General features: G+C 64.9%; 18 protein-coding genes. 6 read left to right on the forward strand and 12 right to left on the reverse strand.

What is annotated here, in order from left to right; translation table 11 throughout:
- Positions 1 to 6: 6 nt before the first annotated feature.
- Positions 7 to 1209 carry a cytochrome P450 gene (locus ERC79_RS13925; protein WP_131579021.1) on the reverse strand — a complete coding sequence of 401 codons (1203 nt, stop codon included), beginning with the start codon at positions 1207 to 1209 and terminating at the stop codon, positions 7 to 9.
- 117 nt (positions 1210 to 1326) lie between these two features.
- Between ERC79_RS13925 and ERC79_RS13930 the strand changes: the two genes are divergently transcribed.
- Complete coding sequence (locus ERC79_RS13930) at positions 1327 to 2370, forward strand: PDR/VanB family oxidoreductase (protein ID WP_131579023.1); 1044 nt, start codon at positions 1327 to 1329, stop codon at positions 2368 to 2370.
- 161 nt (positions 2371 to 2531) lie between these two features.
- On the opposite strand, the gene ERC79_RS13935 is transcribed toward ERC79_RS13930, so the two are convergent.
- On the reverse strand, positions 2532 to 3281 hold the full coding sequence (locus ERC79_RS13935; protein WP_131579025.1) for an IclR family transcriptional regulator: 750 nt from the start codon (positions 3279 to 3281) through the stop codon (positions 2532 to 2534).
- Positions 3282 to 3581: 300 nt separating this feature from the next.
- On the opposite strand from ERC79_RS13935, the gene ERC79_RS13940 reads away from it, so the two are divergent.
- Together ERC79_RS13940 and ERC79_RS13945 are read left to right on the forward strand one after the other, a co-directional pair.
- A complete protein-coding gene (locus ERC79_RS13940) occupies positions 3582 to 4880 on the forward strand; it encodes an MFS transporter (protein ID WP_131579027.1) in 1299 nt (432 codons plus the stop codon).
- Positions 4881 to 5091: 211 nt separating this feature from the next.
- Positions 5092 to 5352, forward strand: coding sequence for an acyl carrier protein (locus tag ERC79_RS13945; protein WP_131579029.1), 261 nt, complete (start codon positions 5092 to 5094; stop codon positions 5350 to 5352).
- 25 nt (positions 5353 to 5377) lie between these two features.
- Here the strand turns inward: ERC79_RS13945 and ERC79_RS13950 are convergent, their stop codons facing one another.
- The 5 genes from ERC79_RS13950 to ERC79_RS13970 form a co-directional block, all read right to left on the reverse strand.
- Complete coding sequence (locus tag ERC79_RS13950) at positions 5378 to 6532, reverse strand: site-2 protease family protein (RefSeq protein WP_131579031.1); 1155 nt, start codon at positions 6530 to 6532, stop codon at positions 5378 to 5380.
- A 41-nt stretch (positions 6533 to 6573) separates the two neighbouring features.
- Positions 6574 to 7089, reverse strand: coding sequence for a DUF4334 domain-containing protein (locus tag ERC79_RS13955; RefSeq protein ID WP_131579033.1), 516 nt, complete (start codon positions 7087 to 7089; stop codon positions 6574 to 6576).
- Positions 7090 to 7438: 349 nt separating this feature from the next.
- Positions 7439 to 8152: a glutamine amidotransferase gene (locus ERC79_RS13960; RefSeq protein WP_131579035.1), complete on the reverse strand. Its 714-nt coding sequence runs from the start codon at positions 8150 to 8152 to the stop codon at positions 7439 to 7441.
- Positions 8145 to 9401, reverse strand: a complete 1257-nt coding sequence (locus ERC79_RS13965) for a MurT ligase domain-containing protein (protein WP_131579037.1) — start codon at positions 9399 to 9401, stop codon at positions 8145 to 8147. The genes ERC79_RS13960 and ERC79_RS13965 overlap by 8 nt, the downstream gene beginning before the upstream one ends.
- Positions 9402 to 9542: 141 nt before the next feature.
- Positions 9543 to 9920, reverse strand: a complete 378-nt coding sequence (locus ERC79_RS13970) for an SHOCT domain-containing protein (protein ID WP_131579039.1) — start codon at positions 9918 to 9920, stop codon at positions 9543 to 9545.
- A gap of 304 nt (positions 9921 to 10224) precedes the next feature.
- Between ERC79_RS13970 and ERC79_RS13975 the strand changes: the two genes are divergently transcribed.
- A complete protein-coding gene (locus ERC79_RS13975; protein ID WP_131579040.1) occupies positions 10225 to 10983 on the forward strand; it encodes a glucose 1-dehydrogenase in 759 nt (252 codons plus the stop codon).
- A gap of 69 nt (positions 10984 to 11052) precedes the next feature.
- On the opposite strand, the gene ERC79_RS13980 is transcribed toward ERC79_RS13975, so the two are convergent.
- Both ERC79_RS13980 and leuA read right to left on the reverse strand, forming a co-directional pair.
- Entirely contained in the window at positions 11053 to 12516 is a 1464-nt protein-coding gene (locus ERC79_RS13980) for a DNA-3-methyladenine glycosylase 2 family protein (RefSeq protein WP_242676567.1), read from the reverse strand.
- Between the two features lie 194 nt (positions 12517 to 12710).
- Positions 12711 to 14519, reverse strand: coding sequence for a 2-isopropylmalate synthase (leuA, locus tag ERC79_RS13985; protein WP_131579041.1), 1809 nt, complete (start codon positions 14517 to 14519; stop codon positions 12711 to 12713).
- 228 nt (positions 14520 to 14747) lie between these two features.
- On the opposite strand from leuA, the gene ERC79_RS13990 reads away from it, so the two are divergent.
- Positions 14748 to 15104 (forward strand): hypothetical protein, encoded by a 357-nt coding sequence (locus ERC79_RS13990; RefSeq protein WP_131579043.1) that lies wholly within the window; start codon positions 14748 to 14750, stop codon positions 15102 to 15104.
- Positions 15105 to 15111: 7 nt separating this feature from the next.
- Here the strand turns inward: ERC79_RS13990 and ERC79_RS13995 are convergent, their stop codons facing one another.
- Together ERC79_RS13995 and ERC79_RS14000 are read right to left on the reverse strand one after the other, a co-directional pair.
- The gene (locus ERC79_RS13995; RefSeq protein ID WP_131579044.1) at positions 15112 to 15345 is read right to left on the reverse strand and encodes a hypothetical protein; all 234 of its coding nucleotides are present in this window, start codon (positions 15343 to 15345) and stop codon (positions 15112 to 15114) included.
- A gap of 111 nt (positions 15346 to 15456) precedes the next feature.
- On the reverse strand, positions 15457 to 18105 hold the full coding sequence (locus ERC79_RS14000; RefSeq protein ID WP_242676568.1) for a LuxR C-terminal-related transcriptional regulator: 2649 nt from the start codon (positions 18103 to 18105) through the stop codon (positions 15457 to 15459).
- A 111-nt stretch (positions 18106 to 18216) separates the two neighbouring features.
- Here ERC79_RS14000 and ERC79_RS14005 point away from each other — a divergent pair, with 111 nt between their 5' ends.
- Positions 18217 to 18855 carry a hypothetical protein gene (locus tag ERC79_RS14005; RefSeq protein ID WP_242676569.1) on the forward strand — a complete coding sequence of 213 codons (639 nt, stop codon included), beginning with the start codon at positions 18217 to 18219 and terminating at the stop codon, positions 18853 to 18855.
- A gap of 182 nt (positions 18856 to 19037) precedes the next feature.
- Here the strand turns inward: ERC79_RS14005 and ERC79_RS14010 are convergent, their stop codons facing one another.
- The gene (locus ERC79_RS14010; RefSeq protein WP_131579046.1) at positions 19038 to 19496 is read right to left on the reverse strand and encodes a cupin domain-containing protein; all 459 of its coding nucleotides are present in this window, start codon (positions 19494 to 19496) and stop codon (positions 19038 to 19040) included.
- Positions 19497 to 19540 lie beyond the last annotated feature (44 nt).

The following is a 19540-nucleotide window of genomic DNA, read 5'->3' on the forward strand; positions in this document are numbered from 1 at the left end:
CCACGGCTATACGGGGACGACGCGAAGTGGGAGGGAAGACCAGCCGCGCAATGTATTGTGCAAGAAAGGTTGTGGTTCTCCAGTCAACTCTATCGACTTGACGCGCTTCACCAGCTCGGAGAATAGCACTTCCATTTCTAGGCGAGAGATCGGTTGTCCGACGCATTGATGAATTCCCATACCAAACGTGAGGTGGCCTCCGCTGTCGCGCTCAACCAGATACTGGTCCGCGTCGGCTCCCCAACGTTGCTCGTCCCGGTTCGCAGCGCCGGGAAATACTATGAGCTTGCTTCCGGCTGGGAGATGGATCCCGTCTATATCAACGGCACGGCTGGTGGTTCGGAAGAATGACTGAAATGGGGCGTCGAATCGAAGCGCTTCGTCGATGCCGAAGCGAATCAACTTGGGGTCTGCCCGCAGGATCTCCCACTGGTCCGGGTTCGCGGCAAAACAGCGTACGGCGTTTCCGATGGAGATCACTGTTGTGTCGAGCCCGGCCGAGAGCAAGGCTCTCACCAGGATCGTAGCGTCCTCCCCCTCGATGAATCCAGCGTCGACATGCTCCCAGATCTTGGCCCCTAGGCCATTCGGATCGAGGTTTTCGCGGGCGCAATTCTCCGTGACCCAATCCGTGGTGTGGGCGCCAGCGCGGGTGAACTGCTCGTATCGAGCATCCTCCGGTCCGAAATGGGCGAAGTTCATGGCGCCGTGCGCCAGCAGATTCTCCGCACGGCCTTGTCTCGGTATTCCTACCGCATCGCCGAAAACGCGGATCGGGAATAATTCCGAGAAGCCGCTGACGCCATCGAAATCACGCTCGTCAAGGATTCTGTCAACGAGGGAAGTTGCAAACTCTTGAAAATCTGTCCGGAGGGCGCGGAGGTTTCGTGGACTTATTACGTCGGACATGACCGTGCGTAATTGTGTGTGTATAGGGGGATCGACCTCGAGAATTCCAGGCTTTCGCCAAGGTGGCTCGTGGTGGAAGTTCCGTGGTCCGACGCCGGCGCCCGATACGAATGACTCGTGGTCGACGAGAATGTCCCTGACTGTGGTGAAACGGGTGAAGGCAGGGGTGTTGTACTTTTCGAGCCAGACTGCGGGACCGGCAGCACGCATCTTTGTGAACAGGGGATAGGGGTCGGTCAGGTTTTCGTCCGAGTACGGATCGTCATCCAGCAATGGAATGCTATCGATCGTCAGCGGCATGTCGCCTCCTGTTCTTTGTGGGTGTCCATGCACGCTAGGCGGGTCGGGTCGGTATCTCAACGAGGATTCTTACCCGGTGATAATCGCGATTGAAATCGCCCCGCAAAGTTCGGGACGATGGCCGGCATGAAGCATTCTGCAGTTCCTGTCGACGATTCATCAGTAACTCACGTGAGCGCCGAATCCGCGATTCGACGCGCATCAGCGCCGGCCGGTACCGAGACGCTGACGATGCGTATCGTTTCGATGGAAATTGTCGCGGAACGCATCATTTCCATCGAACTCGAGCCGCGATGCGGATTGAATTTTCCCGCGTGGGCGCCCGGTTCGCACGTGGAGGTGTTTCTCGGAGAAGGGATCGTCCGCCAGTACTCGCTGTCCCATTCGCCTTTGTCGTCGCGTTGCAGGCTTGGTGTACTGGAGGCTGTCGATGGCCGGGGAGGGAGTTTCATTGTCCACCATGAATTGTGTGTCGGTGATGACCTGGTTGTTTCTACCCCTAGAAACAACTTCCCTTTCCAACCTGATGGCAGACATATCATCTTCGTTGCGGGCGGTATCGGAATCACTCCGCTATTGTCGATGATCGATCAAGCTGCAACGGATGGTCTTGAATGGACCTTGCTGTATCTCACCCGGAACCCAGAGTCAACTGCATTCGCGGACGAGCTTGCTGTGTACGGGAGCAATGTCCGACACCACTATGACAGTGTCGATGGCATTCTCGACCTGGTCGCGGAACTCGACGCTCGCGGAGGTGCAACGGCCGACATCTACGCCTGTGGACCGGCGGGCCTACTGGATTCCCTCGAGGGCTATCGTGCCGATCGTCCGCAGTGCCGTCTGACGATCGAGCGGTTCGCGTCGGCAGGATCGGTGGAGTCATCTCCGGAGGACCGCGCTTTCACCGTCGAGCTTCTGGATGGCACCGAAGTGGCCGTGGGCTCGACGGAGACAATCCTGGATGCACTTCAGCGGTCAGGTGTGCGAGTCCTCAGTTCATGTCACTCCGGCATATGCGGGACGTGTGAGACGAGGGTTCTGGACGGAATTCCCGATCATCGTGACCACATTCTGGGCCCGGATGAGCGCGACGGTGCCGAGATCATCTTTCCATGTGTTTCCAGGTGTCGAGGCAGCCGACTGAAGCTCGACCTCTGACGGTCGACAGGGATCCACTGCTGTTCGCTTTCGGTCGACACCCAACTGTGCCCGCCCGCACAGAGCGGCTCGATCGTGCTTTCCCGGTGCGCCGCACGCCGGATCGGCACCGCATCTTTCGCCCCGGACATGCGGCCGGTACCCCGCGGCCGCCGGCACGGCTACTCGACGAGAACGTCGCCGAGACTGTCCGCGGCATCACGCAACAAGGAGAGGGAACGGCGTAACCAGCGATCCGACGAGCACCGTTCGGACGGGCCCGCGAGCGTCAGGGAACAGGCGATCTCGCCACCTGCGAAGACTGGAACAGAGATGGCGACCGCTCCGGTGCGGAACTCTCCCCGAGAGACGGTGAATCCGTTTCGCCGCGTAGTTTCTATGAGCTGGGTGAGCTGTTCGGCGCTCGGGGTGTTCGCCGTGTGAGGTGCCATTCTGGCCAGCACGATATCGAGTATCGGTCTCGGGGCGAAGGCGAGGAGTATTCGTTGGCCGGCCCCAGCGTTGAGGGGCAGCAACTCATTGACCCGAAACTCGTGACGATGAGGGTTTGGCGAGGCGACCTGCCTCAGGCAGATTCCCTGTGATCCGGCGCGAATGGCTAGCACCGATGTTTCTGACGTCTGATCGGTTAGATGTCGAAGGCGCTCTGTCCCCGCCGTCACCAGTCTGGTGTTGATGAGGTGATGCCCTGCAATATCCATCAGGCGCCAACCGGGTATGTAGGTGCCCCGTGACTCCTCGATTAGAGCGCGGTCGCGAAGCGAGCGGATATATCTATATACCGTGCTTTGTGGAATTCCTAGCTCCTCCGCGATTTCAGCTACGGTGGTCTGCCCATGCTGCGCGATCGAAATCAGGACATCCAAACCGCGCGCGAACGAGTTCTGTTGCTTGCCGTGCTGATTCTCCATTTGTTCATCCTAATTTTCCGATGGAACTGGCGATTGTCTACTGGAGTTGTTTTTGCCATGCCAGGGACAGCGAACTCCGAACTTGTGTCCGGTCGTGTCGTCCTCGGATTTGGGAGACCCAGCGGATCGGGGCGTACGGTTTCTTCGAAGGGTGACGATTTCGGCGGTTGGACCAGCGCCTCTCTCACCCTGTGGCAATCGCCGTTGGTTCTCCTGCGCTACAGGAATATACATACGAACCTGTGACTTGCACCATAGTTCACTGCTCCCTGAGTGAAAAAAACAGTGAGGAGATACTTGATGGACCCTTCCCCGCTCGCCAGTAGACGTTGGGGCTACCTGATCCCTGTCGTCATGGTGATGTACCTTCTGGCCTACCTGGATCGCGGCAATGTCGCACTCATTCTCCCGTTCATCGGTGACGACCTGCATCTATCCAGTTCCGCCAAGGGAATGATCTCCGGATCGTTCTTTATCGGATACCTCGTTCTGCAGGTCCCGTCAGTACTGATGGCCCGCCGCTGGGGTGCGCGGCCTGTCGTCGCAGTGCTGCTCGTCGCGTGGTCGTTGGCGGCAATCGCATGCGGGTTCGTGCAGAACCAAGAGCAGTTGTACGCGGCTCGATTCGCGCTCGGCGTTTTCGAGGGGGGCGTGCTTCCGGTAATTGTCCTGTTGCTGTCGAGGTGGTTTATCGACAGCGAGCGCAGTCGTGCCAATACGCTGTTCCTCACTTGCATCCCGCTGTCCGCGGTCCTGGCCTCCCCGTTCACCGGCTGGCTGCTCACAATTACGCATTGGCGAACGGTCTTCATCATTGAGGGAGTCATTCCCCTGCTGTGGTTGATCCCGTGGCTTCTGATCGTTCGTGAACGGCCGGTGGAGGCGCGGTGGCTGCCCATCGGCGAGAGCACTCAGGTGCAGTCGAAGATCGACGAGGAGCAACGTGAGAGAGCGTCGAAGTCCATGGTCGGTAACAGCAGCTATCGCGAAGTGTTGCGGAGTCGCACGGTCTGGCAATTGATTGCTGCTTATTTTCTGTGGTTCGGCGGGGCGTACGGCGTAGTCCTGTGGTTGCCCACTGTGATCAAGAATGCGTTGCCGAGCAGTTCTGCCCTGCACATCGGACTCCTCAGCGCGGTCCCCTATGTCGCCGCTTTGGCGGGGATGCTGATAGCAAGTCGCTACACCCACTCGCGGGGATCGGTGCGGCTATGGATCGTCGCTCCCCTGGCCGCCGCTGGGCTGGCGACCATCGCCGGCCAAGCCACATCCAATGTGGTGATTCAACTCGGGCTTCTGTGTGTGGTCGCAACGGGAAGCTATCTTTCATTGGGAACCTATTTGGCGGTGCCCAGTCTGATGTTCCCCGATTCTTTTGCGGGTATCACTGTTGCGGCGATGACCACGTTCGGCAGTATCGGCGGATTTGCGGGTCCCTTTGCAGTCGGTTGGCTGTCGGATGTGAGTGGATCTACCGTGGTCGGATTCTTGGTACTCGGCGGCAGCTTCGTCGTTGCCGCTGTCATAGCCGCGGTCACCATCCCACGAGGGCTGTCGACGAATCCCACCCCGTCGCGAGAGCTAGGGCGAGTCTCCTAGCTTCGGGAGGCGCTCGAGCTGCGTATGGATCGCCGGAAGATCCACGCCTGCAAGGTAGGTCGGGATGAGCTGGGCCTAGGAAAGTGTCCAATGATCATGCCCGGCGTTGTTCAGCAGGCATCGTCAGTCGACCGAGTAGCGGGCACGGGCGGGCCCGCGGTTGGCGTTCGGTCGACCCTCGGCGGAAGGATTTGCCGCGTATGATCAGCAGATGCACTCTGGTGCGCAGGCAGACAAGATTCGAGAGATCGTTGTCGAGGCTCTCGGAACAGTCGCGCCGGAGGTGGATTCCGAACTGCTGGTGCCGGATCAGCCGCTTCGCGATCAGGTCGACCTCGACTCGATGGACTGGTTGAACTTTCTGGTGGGTTTGCGCGCGGCGCTGGGGGTGGACGTGCCGGAATCCGATTACCCCCGTTTGGTGACGCTGGACGATCTGGTTTCCTATTTGCAGGACAAGCAGACTCGGTGACAGCGAGTGGAGTGATGGCCTGACGTCACTCCGGCTCCGCCGGGGGTCGCCGGAAAGGCAACCCCAGTGCCGTCCGCTCGCAGACCCGCACGAGATCGGTCGACGTGACGACCCCGACGATCTGCTCGCCGTCCACGACGGCGAGCAGATCCAGGCCGGGGCGCAGCATTGCGGATGCGGCCACCGTCGCGAGGTGGTCGTCTCGGTGCACGCGGGCCGAGTCCGGCAGCGGCCGTGCAAGCGATCCGATGGTTCCTGCCCGGTCGGCTGCCGATGCGCGGGACAGGTCGCGCAGAGACAGCACGCCCACCGGCCGACCCTGCCGGTCGACCACTGGAAACGTGCGGTGATGCATCGTCGGCAGGACATCGGCGAGGAAGGTGCTCACCTGGTCGTTCGCTTCCGCGACGTCGGGGGAGGTGGTCATGATGTCGCCGACTCGGAGGTCGCCCATCTGGTGGCGCATGGATGCACTGGCCAGCTCTGCATTGGCGGCGGTTCGCAGGAACCAGCCCAGCAGCATCAGCCACAGCCCCGCCCCGCTGCCGAGGAACACGGCCTGCACCGCACCGAGAGCGATCAGGGCGAGCCCGATGGCGCGTCCGCTGCGGGCCGATCCGGCTGCCGCGCTCAGTCGGTCGCCGCTCCTGCGCCAGAGCGCGGCGTGCAGTACGCGACCGCCGTCGAGGGGAGCGCCGGGCAGCAGATTGAACACGGCCAGAACCACATTCGCTGTGCCGAGCCAGGCAATCGATGCCGTGACCACCGGATCGACGTGGGAGTTCAGGACCGTGGCGAGGAGCAATGCGGCGATGCCGATGGTGAGGCTTGTCAGTGGTCCCGAGAGGGCTATCCTCAGCTCCGAACGCGGGTCCGCCGGTTCCCCGCGGAGCTCGGACATCCCCCCGAGCAACCACAGAGTGATGCGCTCCACCGGCACACCGTCCCGCACCGCGACGATCGAGTGCGCCATCTCGTGTGCGGCAAGCGAAACGAGGAAGACCGCGGCCGCTAGTGTCCCGACCGCCCAGTACTCGGCTGCGCTGCGGTCGCTGAACTCCGTGGGGAGGACGGACGTGGCGAGAATGCCGGCGATCAGGGCCAGCGTCACGAGCAGAGACCAGTGCAGATAGAGCCGAACTCCGAATACCCGGCCAGCCGGAATGGACCACTTCAGCATCCGGCCACCTCCGATCCGCGCAGTCCCTGTATTCGACCCCGTCAGCGGGCGGGTTCGGCAGGGTCGTTGGTCACGAGATCTGGCAGTGCGGCGTCGCGCTCGAGCCCGAACCAGAAGTGTTCACCGGCATCGAAGACGAGATTGCTCTTGCCGTTCATGACGCCGATCACCGTGTCGGCGTCCACCTTCTTGAAGTGGTCGAAGATCGGGAGCCCGTCGTAGACCATCGTGGCGGTCACCTCGCCGCGGAAGGCTACCTCCCATAGGCTCGCCTCGCCGTGCCCGGTCCCCACATCGGAAAACAGCTGACCAGATTTGCTGCGGCACAGCAGTGGTTGCACATCCGTCTCGCTCGTGAACGCCTTTCCGTACCAGCGGGCGCGGTCGAGGAGCGAGCCGGTCCGGTGTCCGGTGTCGAAAGCGAAACCGCGCCAACGATATCCGATGAGATCGGCGGGACGGCATGGTGCGAGCCGGTCCCACAGCGCGTCGAACTCGCGTGGGTCGATCCGGTCGCCCCGTGCCCGCAGCGCCGCGACCTCGTCGTACACAGTCATGCCGATCCTCCTGCGCCCGTTCCGAACGTGAGTACCGCCTAGATCACCTCGCTCGACCGTACCGCGGGAGCGCCCGCTGCGGTGGGTGAGGCGGACCGGTCGGTTCTACCGGTCGCGAACGCGCAGTCCGCGCGAAGATCACAATGCGAGCACACTTTCCGCGCACAGGTCACAACTCGGGAAAGCCGTGCTTCCAGCCATTGCGGGAGCCGCCGCCGCGCGTAGTATCAGTAGTGCGGATCGAGTGAGTAGTCGGTAACGGTGAAAGTCTCGTGAAACAGAGATCCGGCCGAGGATGTGAAAGCATCCCCGGCCGAACCCCTGTTCGGGGACATTCGCGTGAGCCTCGTCAGCGCACCCGCAACCGCTCGCGGCGTAGCTGCTCCACCTCGGGCAGATCCATCGGTGCCAACTCGTCCACTCCGAGGGTGCGCTTCAGTATCAGGTCCGCCAGTTCGGGGTTCCGGGCGAGCACGGGCCCATGCATGTAGGTGCCGATCACCGAACCCTGTGTGACGCCTTCGAAACCGTCGCCGACTCCGTTGCCCACGCCGTGGGTCACGCGGCCCACGGGTTTGGCATCGGCTCCGAGAGTTGTTCCGCCGCGGTGGTTCTCGAATCCGGACAGGGGAGCGGTGAGGCCGTCGATCAGCGGCGTCGTGATGACCTCGCCGATCGAGCGCGTCGCCTGCGGGGTAGTGGTGGCATCGAGCATCGAGACGCCCTCGACGCGCTCGCCGGCCGATGTCTCGTACCAGTGCCCGAGAACCTGGATCGCCGCGCAGATCGCCAGCACGGGCGCACCGCGCTCGGCCGCGCGTTGCAGCCCCGGGTAGGTGTTCAGGTGCCGGGTCGCGAGGCGCTGCGCGAAGTCCTCGGCGCCGCCCAGGGTGTAGACATCCAGCGAGTCCGGAACCGGATCGCTGAGTGTGATGTCGACGATCTCGGCGTCGTACCCGCGCATGCGCAGGCGCTGTCGCAGGATCAGGGCGTTGCCGCCGTCGCCGTACGTGCCCATGACGTCGGGCAGGACCAGGCCGATGCGGACCGTCGACTCAGACATCGCGGCTGTTCTCCTTCGCAATCGCGGTGTTGAGGTCACGGAACGCCGTGTAGTTGGCCAGCACCTCGACCCGACCGGGCGGGCACGACCCGATCGCCTTCAACGGGTCCGGCTCGAGCGTGTGCTCGACGCCCGCATACGTCAGGCGGACCGCCAGATCGGTACCGCGTTCGCCGGCGGCCACCACCTTCACGCCCTCGAAGTGCTCGAAGCGCACGTCCCACAGCCACGACAGGTCCTCGCCGTCGGGCACCTGGCCGTTGACGGCAATGACGAGGCCGTCGACACTGTGGTCGATCATCGACAGCGCCTCTTGCCAGCCGGCCGGGTTCTTCGCCAGCAGCATGTGCACGGAGTGCGCGCCCACCTGGACGGTGCTGTAGCGGCCGGCGACCTCCTCGACGATCGAGGCGGCGGCGACGGCGTCCTCCGCCCTCGTACCCATCGCGACGGCCGCGGCCACGGCCTGCGCGGCGTTGCCGCGGTTCGCCTTGCCAGGCAGGGTCAGCTTCATCGGCAGCACGAGCCCGTTCGGGCCGTACAGGTTGTCGTCGTCGAGCCACCAGTCCGGCGTCGGACGCGCGAAGTCGGAACCGGTGCTGCGCCAGTGCGGGCCGTCCCACACGATCGGCTCGCCGGTACGCGGGCAGCTGACGGAATCGCTGGCCCAGCCGCCGCCAGCGGCCACCCAGACCACGTTCTTGCAGTCGTAGGCGACCGAGGCGACCAGCACGTCGTCGCAGTTCGCGATCACGACTGCATCGGGGTGACGCTCGAGACCGGCGCGCAGCTTGCGCTCGATCATGTTGATCTCGCCGACGCGGTCGAGCTGGTCGCGGCTGAGGTTGAGCAGCACCACGACCTCGGGGTTCACGGCGTCGCACACGTGCGGGACGTGCAGTTCGTCGACCTCGAGCGCCGCCAGGGGAGCGTCGACGCGGGCGGTGAGTGCGGCGACGATGCCAGCATCCATATTGGCACCGTCGGCCTGCGTGGCGACCTCGTCCAGGGTCGCCAGCGCGGCGGCGGTCATACGGGTGGTGGTGGACTTACCGTTGGTGCCGGTGATCACCACACTGCGGCGTCCGCGGCCGAGCTGCTGCATGAGCGTCGGGTCGATCTTGAGCGCGATAAGGCCGCCGATCATCGAGCCCTTGCCGCGTCCGGCCTTCTGCGACGCCCATGCCGCTGCCGCCGCTGCGCGCAGTGCGAGGCGTCCGCGCAGGTTGATCCGAGTTCTAGTTCCCACGTGCCGAGTTTTCCACAGGCCGATCCCGGACGCCCTCCGGCGCCGAGGTTGCCGCTCCACAAACAGCGATGCCGCGCTCCCGATTGGGAGCGCGGCATCACGAAAACCCGAGCGGCCGGAGCCTGGTATGGGTCAGACGACTCAGCCGAGAGCCTTGGTCTTGAGCGCCTGGAACTCGGCCTCGGTGATGGTGCCCGAGTCGAGCAGCGCCTTCGCGTCGGCGATCTGCTCAGGTCCGGACTTACCCGCCACCTGACGGATGTAGGCGTCCTGCGACTCCTTCATATGCTGCGCCGCCGCGATGGAACGCTTCGTCATGTCGTCGCCCTTGACGATCAGATACACGAGGGCGGTGAGGAACGGAAGGATGATCAGGAAGACCACCCAGATGGCCTTGGCCCAGCCGGAACTCTTGTGATCGCGGAACAGGTCCGTGATGATCGAGAACAGGAGCATCAGGTACGCGATGAACGCGAAGCTGACGAGAATCACCCAGAGAAAATCCAAGAAAGAGTCCATGTCGGACGGCTCCATTCACGTGTTCGATCGAAAGTGCTCCTGACTTTCGCACACCCAGCGCCGCAACGGCGTCGTTCGACACGGGTGAGATCCAAGTCGCAACTATTCGGTTGAAGGGCGGGGGCTGAACCGCCAATCCGTACTCCGACACATCCGTTTGACACGCTTGCGTCGCCCAGTCGCGGTAGATCGAACGCCCAGTCCGATTCCCGCCAGCGCCGGGCGTTCCTGCCGAGCAAGGTGGACGGAGGCGATCGCCTGGCCGGTCGGCCCTTCCACCACACTTCTCGGAAAAGGACTGAGCATGTCTTCACGCTTCGAATCCAAGGTCTTGATCGTCACTGGCGGGTCGTCCGGCATCGGACTCGCGGTGGCGCGCCGTCTCGCCGCCGAAGGCGCCGCCGTGATCATCGGCAGTCGGCGCAAGGACGTCGGCGAGAAGGCTGCGGAGAGCTTGCGCTCCGCCGGTGGCACGGCGATCTTCGTCCCGGCGGACGTCTCGATCGAGGAGGATGCCGCGCTGTTGGTCACGACCGCGATCACCGAATTCGGACGTCTGGACGGCGCTTTCAACAATGCGGGTGGTGTGAACGCGTCCGGGCCGATCTCGACTGTCGACGCCGACACCTGGAACGCCGAATTGGCGCAGAACGTCACCAGCGTCTTCAACTGCCTCAAGCACCAGATCCCAGCCGTTCTCCAGACCGGCGGCGCGATCGTCAACAACGCCTCGAACATGGGCGTCGTCGCGCTGCCGGAGGCCGCTCCGTATGTGGCGGCCAAGCACGCCGTCGTCGGGTTGACGCGGTCCGTGGCACTCGAGGTCGCAGACCGCGGCGTGCGCGTCAACGCCATCACCACCGGGGGTGTCGACACGCCCCTGGCCCGCGGGTCGATGGCCACCACCGACGAGGCACTTGCCTACATCGAGTCCTTGCACCCGGTGAATCGCATAGCGCAACCAGAGGAGATCGCGCCGTTCGTGGCGTTCCTGCTGAGCGACGAGGCATCGTTCATCACCGGTGCTGCCCTCGCAATCGACGGTGGATTCACTACGCGCTGAGCAGCATTCGACGAACATGCCGACGGCCGGCCCCGAGGTGATCTTCGGGGTCGGCCGTCGGCTGCGGGATCAGATCTCGGTGGGTGTAGCGCATCGCGGCACGGGGACGTGGGCGGGGCGTGTCGCGGCCAGATGATGTACCCCATAGGTGCGCCACGGACGCCAGGCAGCGGTGTCCCAGCGCTCGGGTGCTTCCTGATCGACGATGTCACAGGTCGAGAGCACATCGGGATCGCCGAGGCCGCGCATCCGAATGTAGCGCGCCATCTCCGCCGTGACGCCGGGCAGACACGCGAGCGCCGCTTCGGTCGCGTTCCGGTCGGCACCTGGATCCAAGCGCACCGTGCCGTCCATGAGGGCCCGCGCGACCGCTCGTGTGGCCCGTCGGCGTTCGGCACACAACTCCGTCATCGGGGCGTCGGCCAGTTCGGCGGCCGACGGGAACACGTGAGTGATGGTGCCGCGGGGGACCGTCAGTGATGTGCCGTACCGCTGTACCAGCGACGTGGCTGCTGCGCGTCCCCCCGAGACCACCCGGATCGCCAGTTCGTGCGGGTCCGCGGTGCCCGGGGCCCGCAGTCCGGGGCGTGCGGCTACCAGTGGGGCCAGCGCCGGATCCCCGCTCAGGTGCTCGGCGACGGCGCGCGGATCGGCGTCGAGATCGAACATTCGACGCATCCGGTGTGTTGCGGTGGTGAGGTCGCGCAGATCCTCGAGGCACAGGTGGCACGCCATCCAAGAGTCGCCGAGCGCCTCGTCCACGTCGGCGACGCCGAGCCCGTGCGGCAGTCGCAGGGTGCGTCGGTAGTGACGGTTACCCCGCGCCCCGGTGATCTCCTCGACCCCGGTGACGGCACGCGCCTCGAGATAGTCGAAGACGGCGGCCGCATCGTACGGACCTCGGAACGGCAGGCGCAGGGCGATGCCGGGTGCGGTGCTCGCGGGGGCGATCGAACCGAATCGCGCCGTACTGCCCGGGGCTGCCGCCCGCAGCTCACTCGGGGTGACTGCGTATATGTCCCGGACCGTGTCGTTGAACTGTCGGACGCTGGAGAACCCTGCCGCGAATGCGATGTCGGTGATCGGCATGGCGGTGGTCTGCAGCAGGGTTCGCGCGGTGTGAGCCCGCTGGGCCCGGGCGAGCGCGATAGGGCCCGCGCCGAGTTCCGCCGACAACTGCCGCTGCACCTGCCGGGCGCTGTATCCCAGACGCTCGGCCAGGCCGGCGACGCCCTCCCGGTCGACGACCCCGTCCGCGATCAGCCGCATTGCCCGCCCGACGACGTCGGCGCGGGCGTTCCACTCCGCTGAACCGGGCACCGCGTCCGGGCGGCATCGACGACAGGCGCGGAACCCCGAACCCTGCGCTGCCGCGGCCGTCGCGTAGAAGCGGACGTTCCGGCGCTTGGGTGTGGTCGCCGGACAGCTTGGCCGGCAATAGATACCGGTAGTGGCGACGGCGAAGAAGAACTCTCCGTCGAAGCGTGCATCGCGGCTGCACACGGCCTCGTATTTGCTGTCGTCGCCGATCACATCTCCAGGATGCCGGGGGAAATGCGGGTCCCGCTGGCGGAAATCGGACGTAGCGTCCGGACACCTGCCGGTCTCAGCGCCCACTCCTCGCGCGCTCGGGAACTCCGCACCCGAAGAGAGAGGGCGCCAGACGGGATCTCGAAATGCCGAAGAGGCCGCACCCGGACGATGCGGCCCCTTCGTCGAGTCGGAACTCAGTGCGCCCGGTTGACCGCCGAGACGACGGCGCGCAGCGACGCGGTGGTGATGGAGGTGGCGATGCCGACGCCCCACACAACCTTGCTGGTGCCGTCGGGCAGGGTCACCGCGCACTCGACGTACGCGGCAGCCTGGGCGTCGTCGCCGGCGGACATCGCGTGCTCGGAGTAATCAAGTACCCGCACGTCCATGTCGATGGTGCCGAGCGCGTCGACGAACGCGGCCAGCGGGCCGTTGCCGGCGCCGGAGATCTCCTGCTCCTGGCCGTTCACCTTGACCACGGCGGTGATCGAGTCGGTGCCGCCGTCCTCTTCGGACGCTGTCACCTTCTGCCGCATGCGCTCGAGCGGGCGGACCGGGGCCAGGTACTCCTCGGAGAAGACGTCCCAGATCTCCTTCGGGGATACCTCGCCGCCCTCGCCGTCGGTGATCTTCTGGACGGCCTGTGAGAATTCGATCTGCAGGCGGCGCGGCAGCACCAGACCGTGGTCGGCCTTCATGATGTAGGCGACGCCACCCTTGCCGGACTGCGAGTTGACCCGGATGACGGCCTCGTACGTGCGTCCGACGTCCTTCGGGTCGATGGGCAGGTAGGGGACCTCCCACACGATGTCGTCGACATCGGCGTTCTGGTCGTCGGCCGCGACCTTCATCGCATCGAGACCCTTGTTGATCGCGTCCTGGTGGCTGCCCGAGAAGGCGGTGTAGACCAGGTCGCCGCCGTACGGGTGCCGCTCGTGGACCGGCAGCTGGTTGCAGTACTCGACCGTGCGGCGGATCTCGTCGATGTTCGAGAAGTCGATCTGCGGGTCGACGCCACGGGTGAACATGTTCAGGCCCAGCGTCACCAGGCAGACGTTGCCGGTGCGCTCACCGTTGCCGAACAGGCAGCCCTCGATGCGATCGGCGCCTGCCTGGTACCCCAGCTCGGCGGCCGCGACACCGGTGCCGCGGTCGTTGTGCGGGTGAAGAGACAGGATGATGCTCTCGCGGTTCGCCAGGTTGCGGTGCATCCACTCGATCGAGTCGGCGTACACGTTGGGCGTCGCCATCTCGACGGTGGCCGGCAGGTTGATGATGACCCGGTTGTCGGGGGTGGCGCCGAGGGTCTCGACGACCGCGTCGCACACCTCCTTGGCGTACGACAGCTCGGTGCCGGTGTACGACTCCGGCGAGTACTCCCAGCGCCAGTTGGTGTCCGGGTAGCTCTTCGACTCCTCCAGTACCAGCGTCGCGGCGTCGGTGGCGATCTTCTTGATCGCCTCCTTGTCGGCGCGGAACACGACGCGGCGCTGCAGGATCGATGTCGAGTTGTAGAAGTGGACGATCACGCTCTTCGCGCCCTGGCAGGCCTCGAAGGTGCGCTTGATCAGCTCGGGGCGAGACTGCGTCAGCACCTGGATGGTGACGTCGTCGGGGATCGCGTTGTCCTCGATGATCTCGCGGACGAAGTCGAAGTCCGTCTGGCTCGCGGACGGGAAGCCGACCTCGATCTCCTTGTAGCCCATCCGGACCAGCAGCTCGAACATGCGGCGCTTGCGGGCCGGGCTCATCGGGTCGATCAGGGCCTGGTTGCCGTCGCGCAGGTCCACGGCGCACCATTGCGGGGCGCGGTCGATGACCTTGTCGGGCCAGGTGCGGTCCGGCAGCGACACCGTCTCGACCTCTTCGCCGAACGAGCGGTAGCGGAATGTCGGCATCGACGAGTTCTTCTGGGTGTTCCAGGCCGGCTGGTCGGCGGGCGCCGGCTTGGTCGGCGGGGTGATGGTGCGCGATCCGGAAGTAAAGGCGTCAGCGGGGGACATGGGATTGATCTCCAGGTTCGAATGTGGACTCTTCGAGTCCGACAGCTGAGTCGACCGGCGCACGAGAGAACCCCGCGACGGGAAGGCCAGTCTGGATCAGACCCCGCCGCGGCAGCCAAGAAGGAGTGCGCGCTGCATAAGGGCACTGTACTCCTGGGTCCTGCTCCCACGCGCGGAGTGGGGAGGGAATTCACACCGAGGGCGGGCCGACCGTGATCGACTGTGTGGATGACAGCACAGGTCGACGCGGCCCGGACATACGTAGCCGCGCTCCTCAGCCACGACGGCGATTCGGTTCCCTATGCGCCGGACGCGGTGCGATACGAATTGGGACTCAAGACCGGCCGCTCCGGGAATCACCTGCGCCGCAGCCTCTCGCGTGGCCCACAGTTTCGGGTGATCCGCGCGATCCGCGACGAGCAGTACCGCGTCGACGGCGACCTCGTGATCGCCGACTATCTGATCGACGCCGGCTTGTTCGGCCGCACGCTGGCTACCGCGCGGGTCCATGAGACCTTCGTCATACCGGCCGACGATCCCCGGATCCACCGAATCGAGGCCAAGATAAGACTGGCCGGTCGGTAACGGGTGATCAGTCCGGGAGCTGGCGCATCTCGACGAGCGTCAACCCCAGGGAGTCGAAGCGGGCGATCATCCCGCGCAGTTCGGTGGGGCTGCGCACCGGACCGTACAGCGTCGTGTGTGCGCGGGCGGACTCGGAGACGCGGAGCTCGGGGAACGCCGCGAGCACCCGCTCGGACAGTTCGCCCCCGACGAGAAATGCGTAACGCACGGTGGCCGGCCAGCCCGAGTCGGATGTGGACATCACGCCTCCCTCGGCAGTCGTCGGATGTGCCCCGCCGGGTCGCCGGCGCGGTCCATCGAGAATGCCGCGCGTACGTCGGGTGTACCTCACCCTCCGGTGGTGAAACCGCCGTCAGAGCAGACCGAGGGTGTGCGCTGCGGTGACCGCGTCGCGGCGGGTGCTGACACCGAGCTTGCGGTAGATCCCGCGCAGGTGCGTCTTGACGGTGTTCACCGACACGCATAGGTCTGCCGCGATCTCCTCGGCGGTGCGCCACGTCGGTAGTTCCGCGAGTAGGTCGAGTTCGCGCCGGGTCAGCTTCTCGGTGGTCTTGTTCGACGCGCGGGGCAACGACGACCACACTCGGCCGGCGAAATCGTCACGCGCCCCGAATCGTCCGTGACTGGCGGACAGCAGTTCCCGGCTCGCCGCCGCCATGTCGTGGAAGGGGCGCAACACGGTTTCGGGCTCGGCCAGTCGCAGTGCCTCGGCAAGGGCGTTGTGGGCACGGGCATCGTGGTTGCGGCGACGTGCGAGCTCCGCCTCCACCAGCCATGCCGTCACCAGATTGGTTGCCGCGGCGCACAGCAGCTCGCCGTCGAGGACGGGCCGTAGTTCCGCTCGCGCCCGCTCGAAGTGGTTGCCGTACAGATGAAAGATCGCCTCGAGGAGCGCGACGTCCCCGGTTCGTCCCAGTGTGGACCTTGCGGCCGTCAGAAGTTCCCGACCCCAAGCGGTCTCACCGATGTCGAGGTACACCAACAGCATCGACGGAAAGACGGCCGCAATGGCACCGGGAGGCCGCGGCGCGGGACGTCGCAGGGTGGTCCTGCCGTGCAGGGCTGCAATCGCGGCGCGCCGATCGTCTGCGTTGTCGATGGCATACAGCGCCAATGCGATGGAGGCGTCTTGATGGAGGTCCGATTGGGGATCGGTCTCCGTAGTCACGACCGATGCTGCCAGGTCGGCCGCATCTGCGCTCTCGTTCCGAAGGTAGCGGCACAGTGCATGAACGAGCACTGCTCGATTCGACTCGGATGTAGATGAACCCAGTGCTCGGGGAAGTACCTCGGCGGTGAGTTCGGTGGCCTCGCTGATGCGGCCACTGCAGACGGCGAGGACTGCGAGGGTGGTCCTCGCCTGAGCCGCGGTGCGCGGGGATCGGCTCTCGCGTGCATGGATGAGGGCGGTTCTCAAACTCTCCTCGGCGTCGGCGAGGCGGCCGAGGTGCAGTTGACCGCGTCCGCGCTGTAGCAATACGAAGGCATCGAGATCGGCATCCCCGGAGTTCCCCATATCGACAAGGCAGAGGCGATCGAGCGCCGGCGCGATGTCACCGACGTACGACGCCGTCTGCACGCGCAGCGACTCCCTCAGGAGCGTGACCCTGTCGCGTGCGCAGTCAGGGGGCGGCCACTCGTCTTCGAGCGAGGCAAGGATGGATGCCGCGACCCTCGGATTCCCGGCATCGAGGAATCCGGCTGCGCGGATCAGGCGGGTGATCGGGTTCTTGCGGACCTCGCGTGGCGCGTCGACGAGCAAGCGTTCGACGGCGGCACCGTGACCGTCCTGGATCAGCGTCAATCCTGATTCGGCGAGCATCGCGACGACGTCGTCGTGATCGCCGGCCGTGATGCCGTGCTCGAGTGACAGCAGCGTATTGCCGAACTCCGCGTACCACTGGGCCGCGACGTGTTCGAGATCTGCGACCGCCTCGTGGCCCAACCGGCTGATCTCGGCGCGCAGATAGCTGCGAAGCAGGGGGTGATAGCGGAAGGTCTTGGGAGAAAGGTCGGTTCGCGTCACAAGGAAGTTTCGATGCTCGAGGGCGTCTATGACGTCGTGGGCGTCGCCGCGACCGGTGAGTTGTTCCGCGAGCGCCACAGTGAAGTCGTTCGGAACCGACGTGCGCAGGAGGAAGTCCCGTTCCCTTTCGTCGAGTCCGATGAGAACCTGTTCGATGAGGTAGTCCGCGACCGCGCGGCGATCACCGGTGAAGTTCGCGATCAGAGTTCCCGGATCGGGGTGCTCCGCCAACGACATTCCAGCGAGACGAAGTCCGGCTGCCCACCCCTCGGTGCGTTCCATCAGGGCGGCCAGCTGGGGATCGGAGAGCCGCACAGTGTGTTCGGCGAGCAGTTCCGCGGCTTCGTTGCCGGTGAACGCGAGCTCCTCGAAGGTGAGGTCGAATACCCGCCCCTCCAGTCGAAGTTGCTGGAAGGCGAGAGGTGGCTCGAATCGGCCGCAGACGACAATCTTCAGCTTCTCGGGCGGAGCCCTCAGGATTGCCTCGAGTTCGGCCAGCGCCGCGGGTTCGTGCAGCAGATGGGCGTCGTCGATGATCAACCACAGCGGCTCGTCGAGCCCACGCAGCGCATCGACGATCGGAACCGGTTGCATACGTGCTGGAGTCGAGAGCTCGAGGCAGGCCTGTCGTAGTCCGGAATGCCCGGCATTGGCAAGCGCTCGGGTGAGCGATGCGTGCATCGTGTCTGCAGTGTTGTCCCGTTCTCCCACCGTGGTCCATGCAATCGCTGGGGAGTGAAGGCGGGTCCGGAGGCGCCGCGCCCAGGTGGACAGCAGAGTTGTCTTTCCCGAACCTGCTGGTGCGCAGACCAATGCGATTCGGGCCGAGCCGTTTTCGGTGGTGAGCGCGGCATCGAGAGCGTCTACGAGTCGAGTTCGGGACACGACTCGATCGCCGCGAAACGCTGGGATATCGGCGCCCGCAGTGGAATTCCCGTCCTGTGCGATTGACACCCGACGTGCCTCCCATATCACGAGCTTGCGTCCGGGCGAGTATCTCGGACGACCCGTCTGCCGAAGCTTAACGCGGGCAGGTGATTCTCGCGTGCGAAGTCGCTCAGTCCTTTGGTCCCAATGTGTTTCTCGATGCGTGGACTGTCCGATTCGACGATCACTTCCGGCGGCTGCCACGTGCAGGGGTTCGGTGTCGATGCCGCAACCATTCGGTCCGAATGCCGCGGTGCCGGTCGTCCGGGTGGCTATCGTCCGGAGTGTGGAGTTCCTGTGGCCCGCTCCATTGTGCTGCTCGGCGATGCGGACCGGATAGGGGGTGCGATCGTGGTGATGCGCGTTCTGGTCGGTGTCGCCATCATCGCGGCGCTGTGCGGATTCGGTGTCGCGCTCTACCGGTTCGTGTCCGAGTTGCCGCGGACGCCCACGAGCCGTCCGATCGTGAGCGAGTCGTTCACCATCGGCGATCGGCCGTCGACGTGCAGCGATCTGTTCGGGGTGTGCGACTACAACTTGCAACTGTCGTACAACCGCTGGGGCAGGCAGTTGGATGTTTTCCAGGACGCGCCCACCCTCGGCCCTTACGGTCGGGAGCTGGGGTTCGCGGCGTCGGCGCTGCTGGGTTTGCAGGCATGCGACGTGGCGCGAACACCGGGGCGTACCTACCTCGAATTTCTGGACCGAGCGAATGTCGAGCACCCCGAGGCGACCAGCCCTCAGCTCTTTCCGTTCTGGGATCTGGCCACCCGGGAGCTCTGCCCGATGGCGCGGTGACGCGATGCCGCCATCGGCCCCGCCCCGGTGGCCTGGGGCGGGGCCGATGGCGAGAAGCTGCGATTCTGGCAGGTGGTCCGAGCCCCGATGGCCACGCGGATAGGCTCGGACCACTCTGGGCGGCCGATGGTGTGAACGGTCGTCAGTTCGGAGTCACACAATCAGGGCATTGACGATCGCGCTCAGCGCTCCAGATCCTGGCGAGTCACTTCCTTCACCTCTGACACATTGAACCGGCCGTCATAGATCGGCCCCTGTCCGGTGGTCGGTCCCTGGTACTGCAGGAAGAGGATGCGGCAACCGTTGTCCGTCTTCATCTCGTACTCGAAGTGGGGGTCCTGCATGTACACGAGGTCGCCGGCCCGCAGGATCGTGTCACCGTAGTAGCACTCGCCTTCGATCACGTACCACATCTGGGCGAACTCGTGCATGTGGAGCGGGAAGCCTGCGCCCGGAAGATAGTTGATGATGCCTGCATTCGGCTGCGTGGGATCCTCTTCGGACGGGTGAAAGACCATCTGGGTGGTGTTCTTGAACCGCCCCATCTTCGCCTCGACGCTGTCCGGCCGACGGATGATGGGCGGGTTGTGCGACTCGAGTGCTTCCTCGACGGTGATGACCGGCTTCTCGGCAGTAGACATGCTCGTCCTCCTAGTTTCTGTTCAGGGCTCCGGACGTCGGAGAG

The organism is Rhodococcus sp. ABRD24 (assembly GCF_004328705.1).
Lineage (GTDB): Bacteria > Actinomycetota > Actinomycetes > Mycobacteriales > Mycobacteriaceae > Prescottella.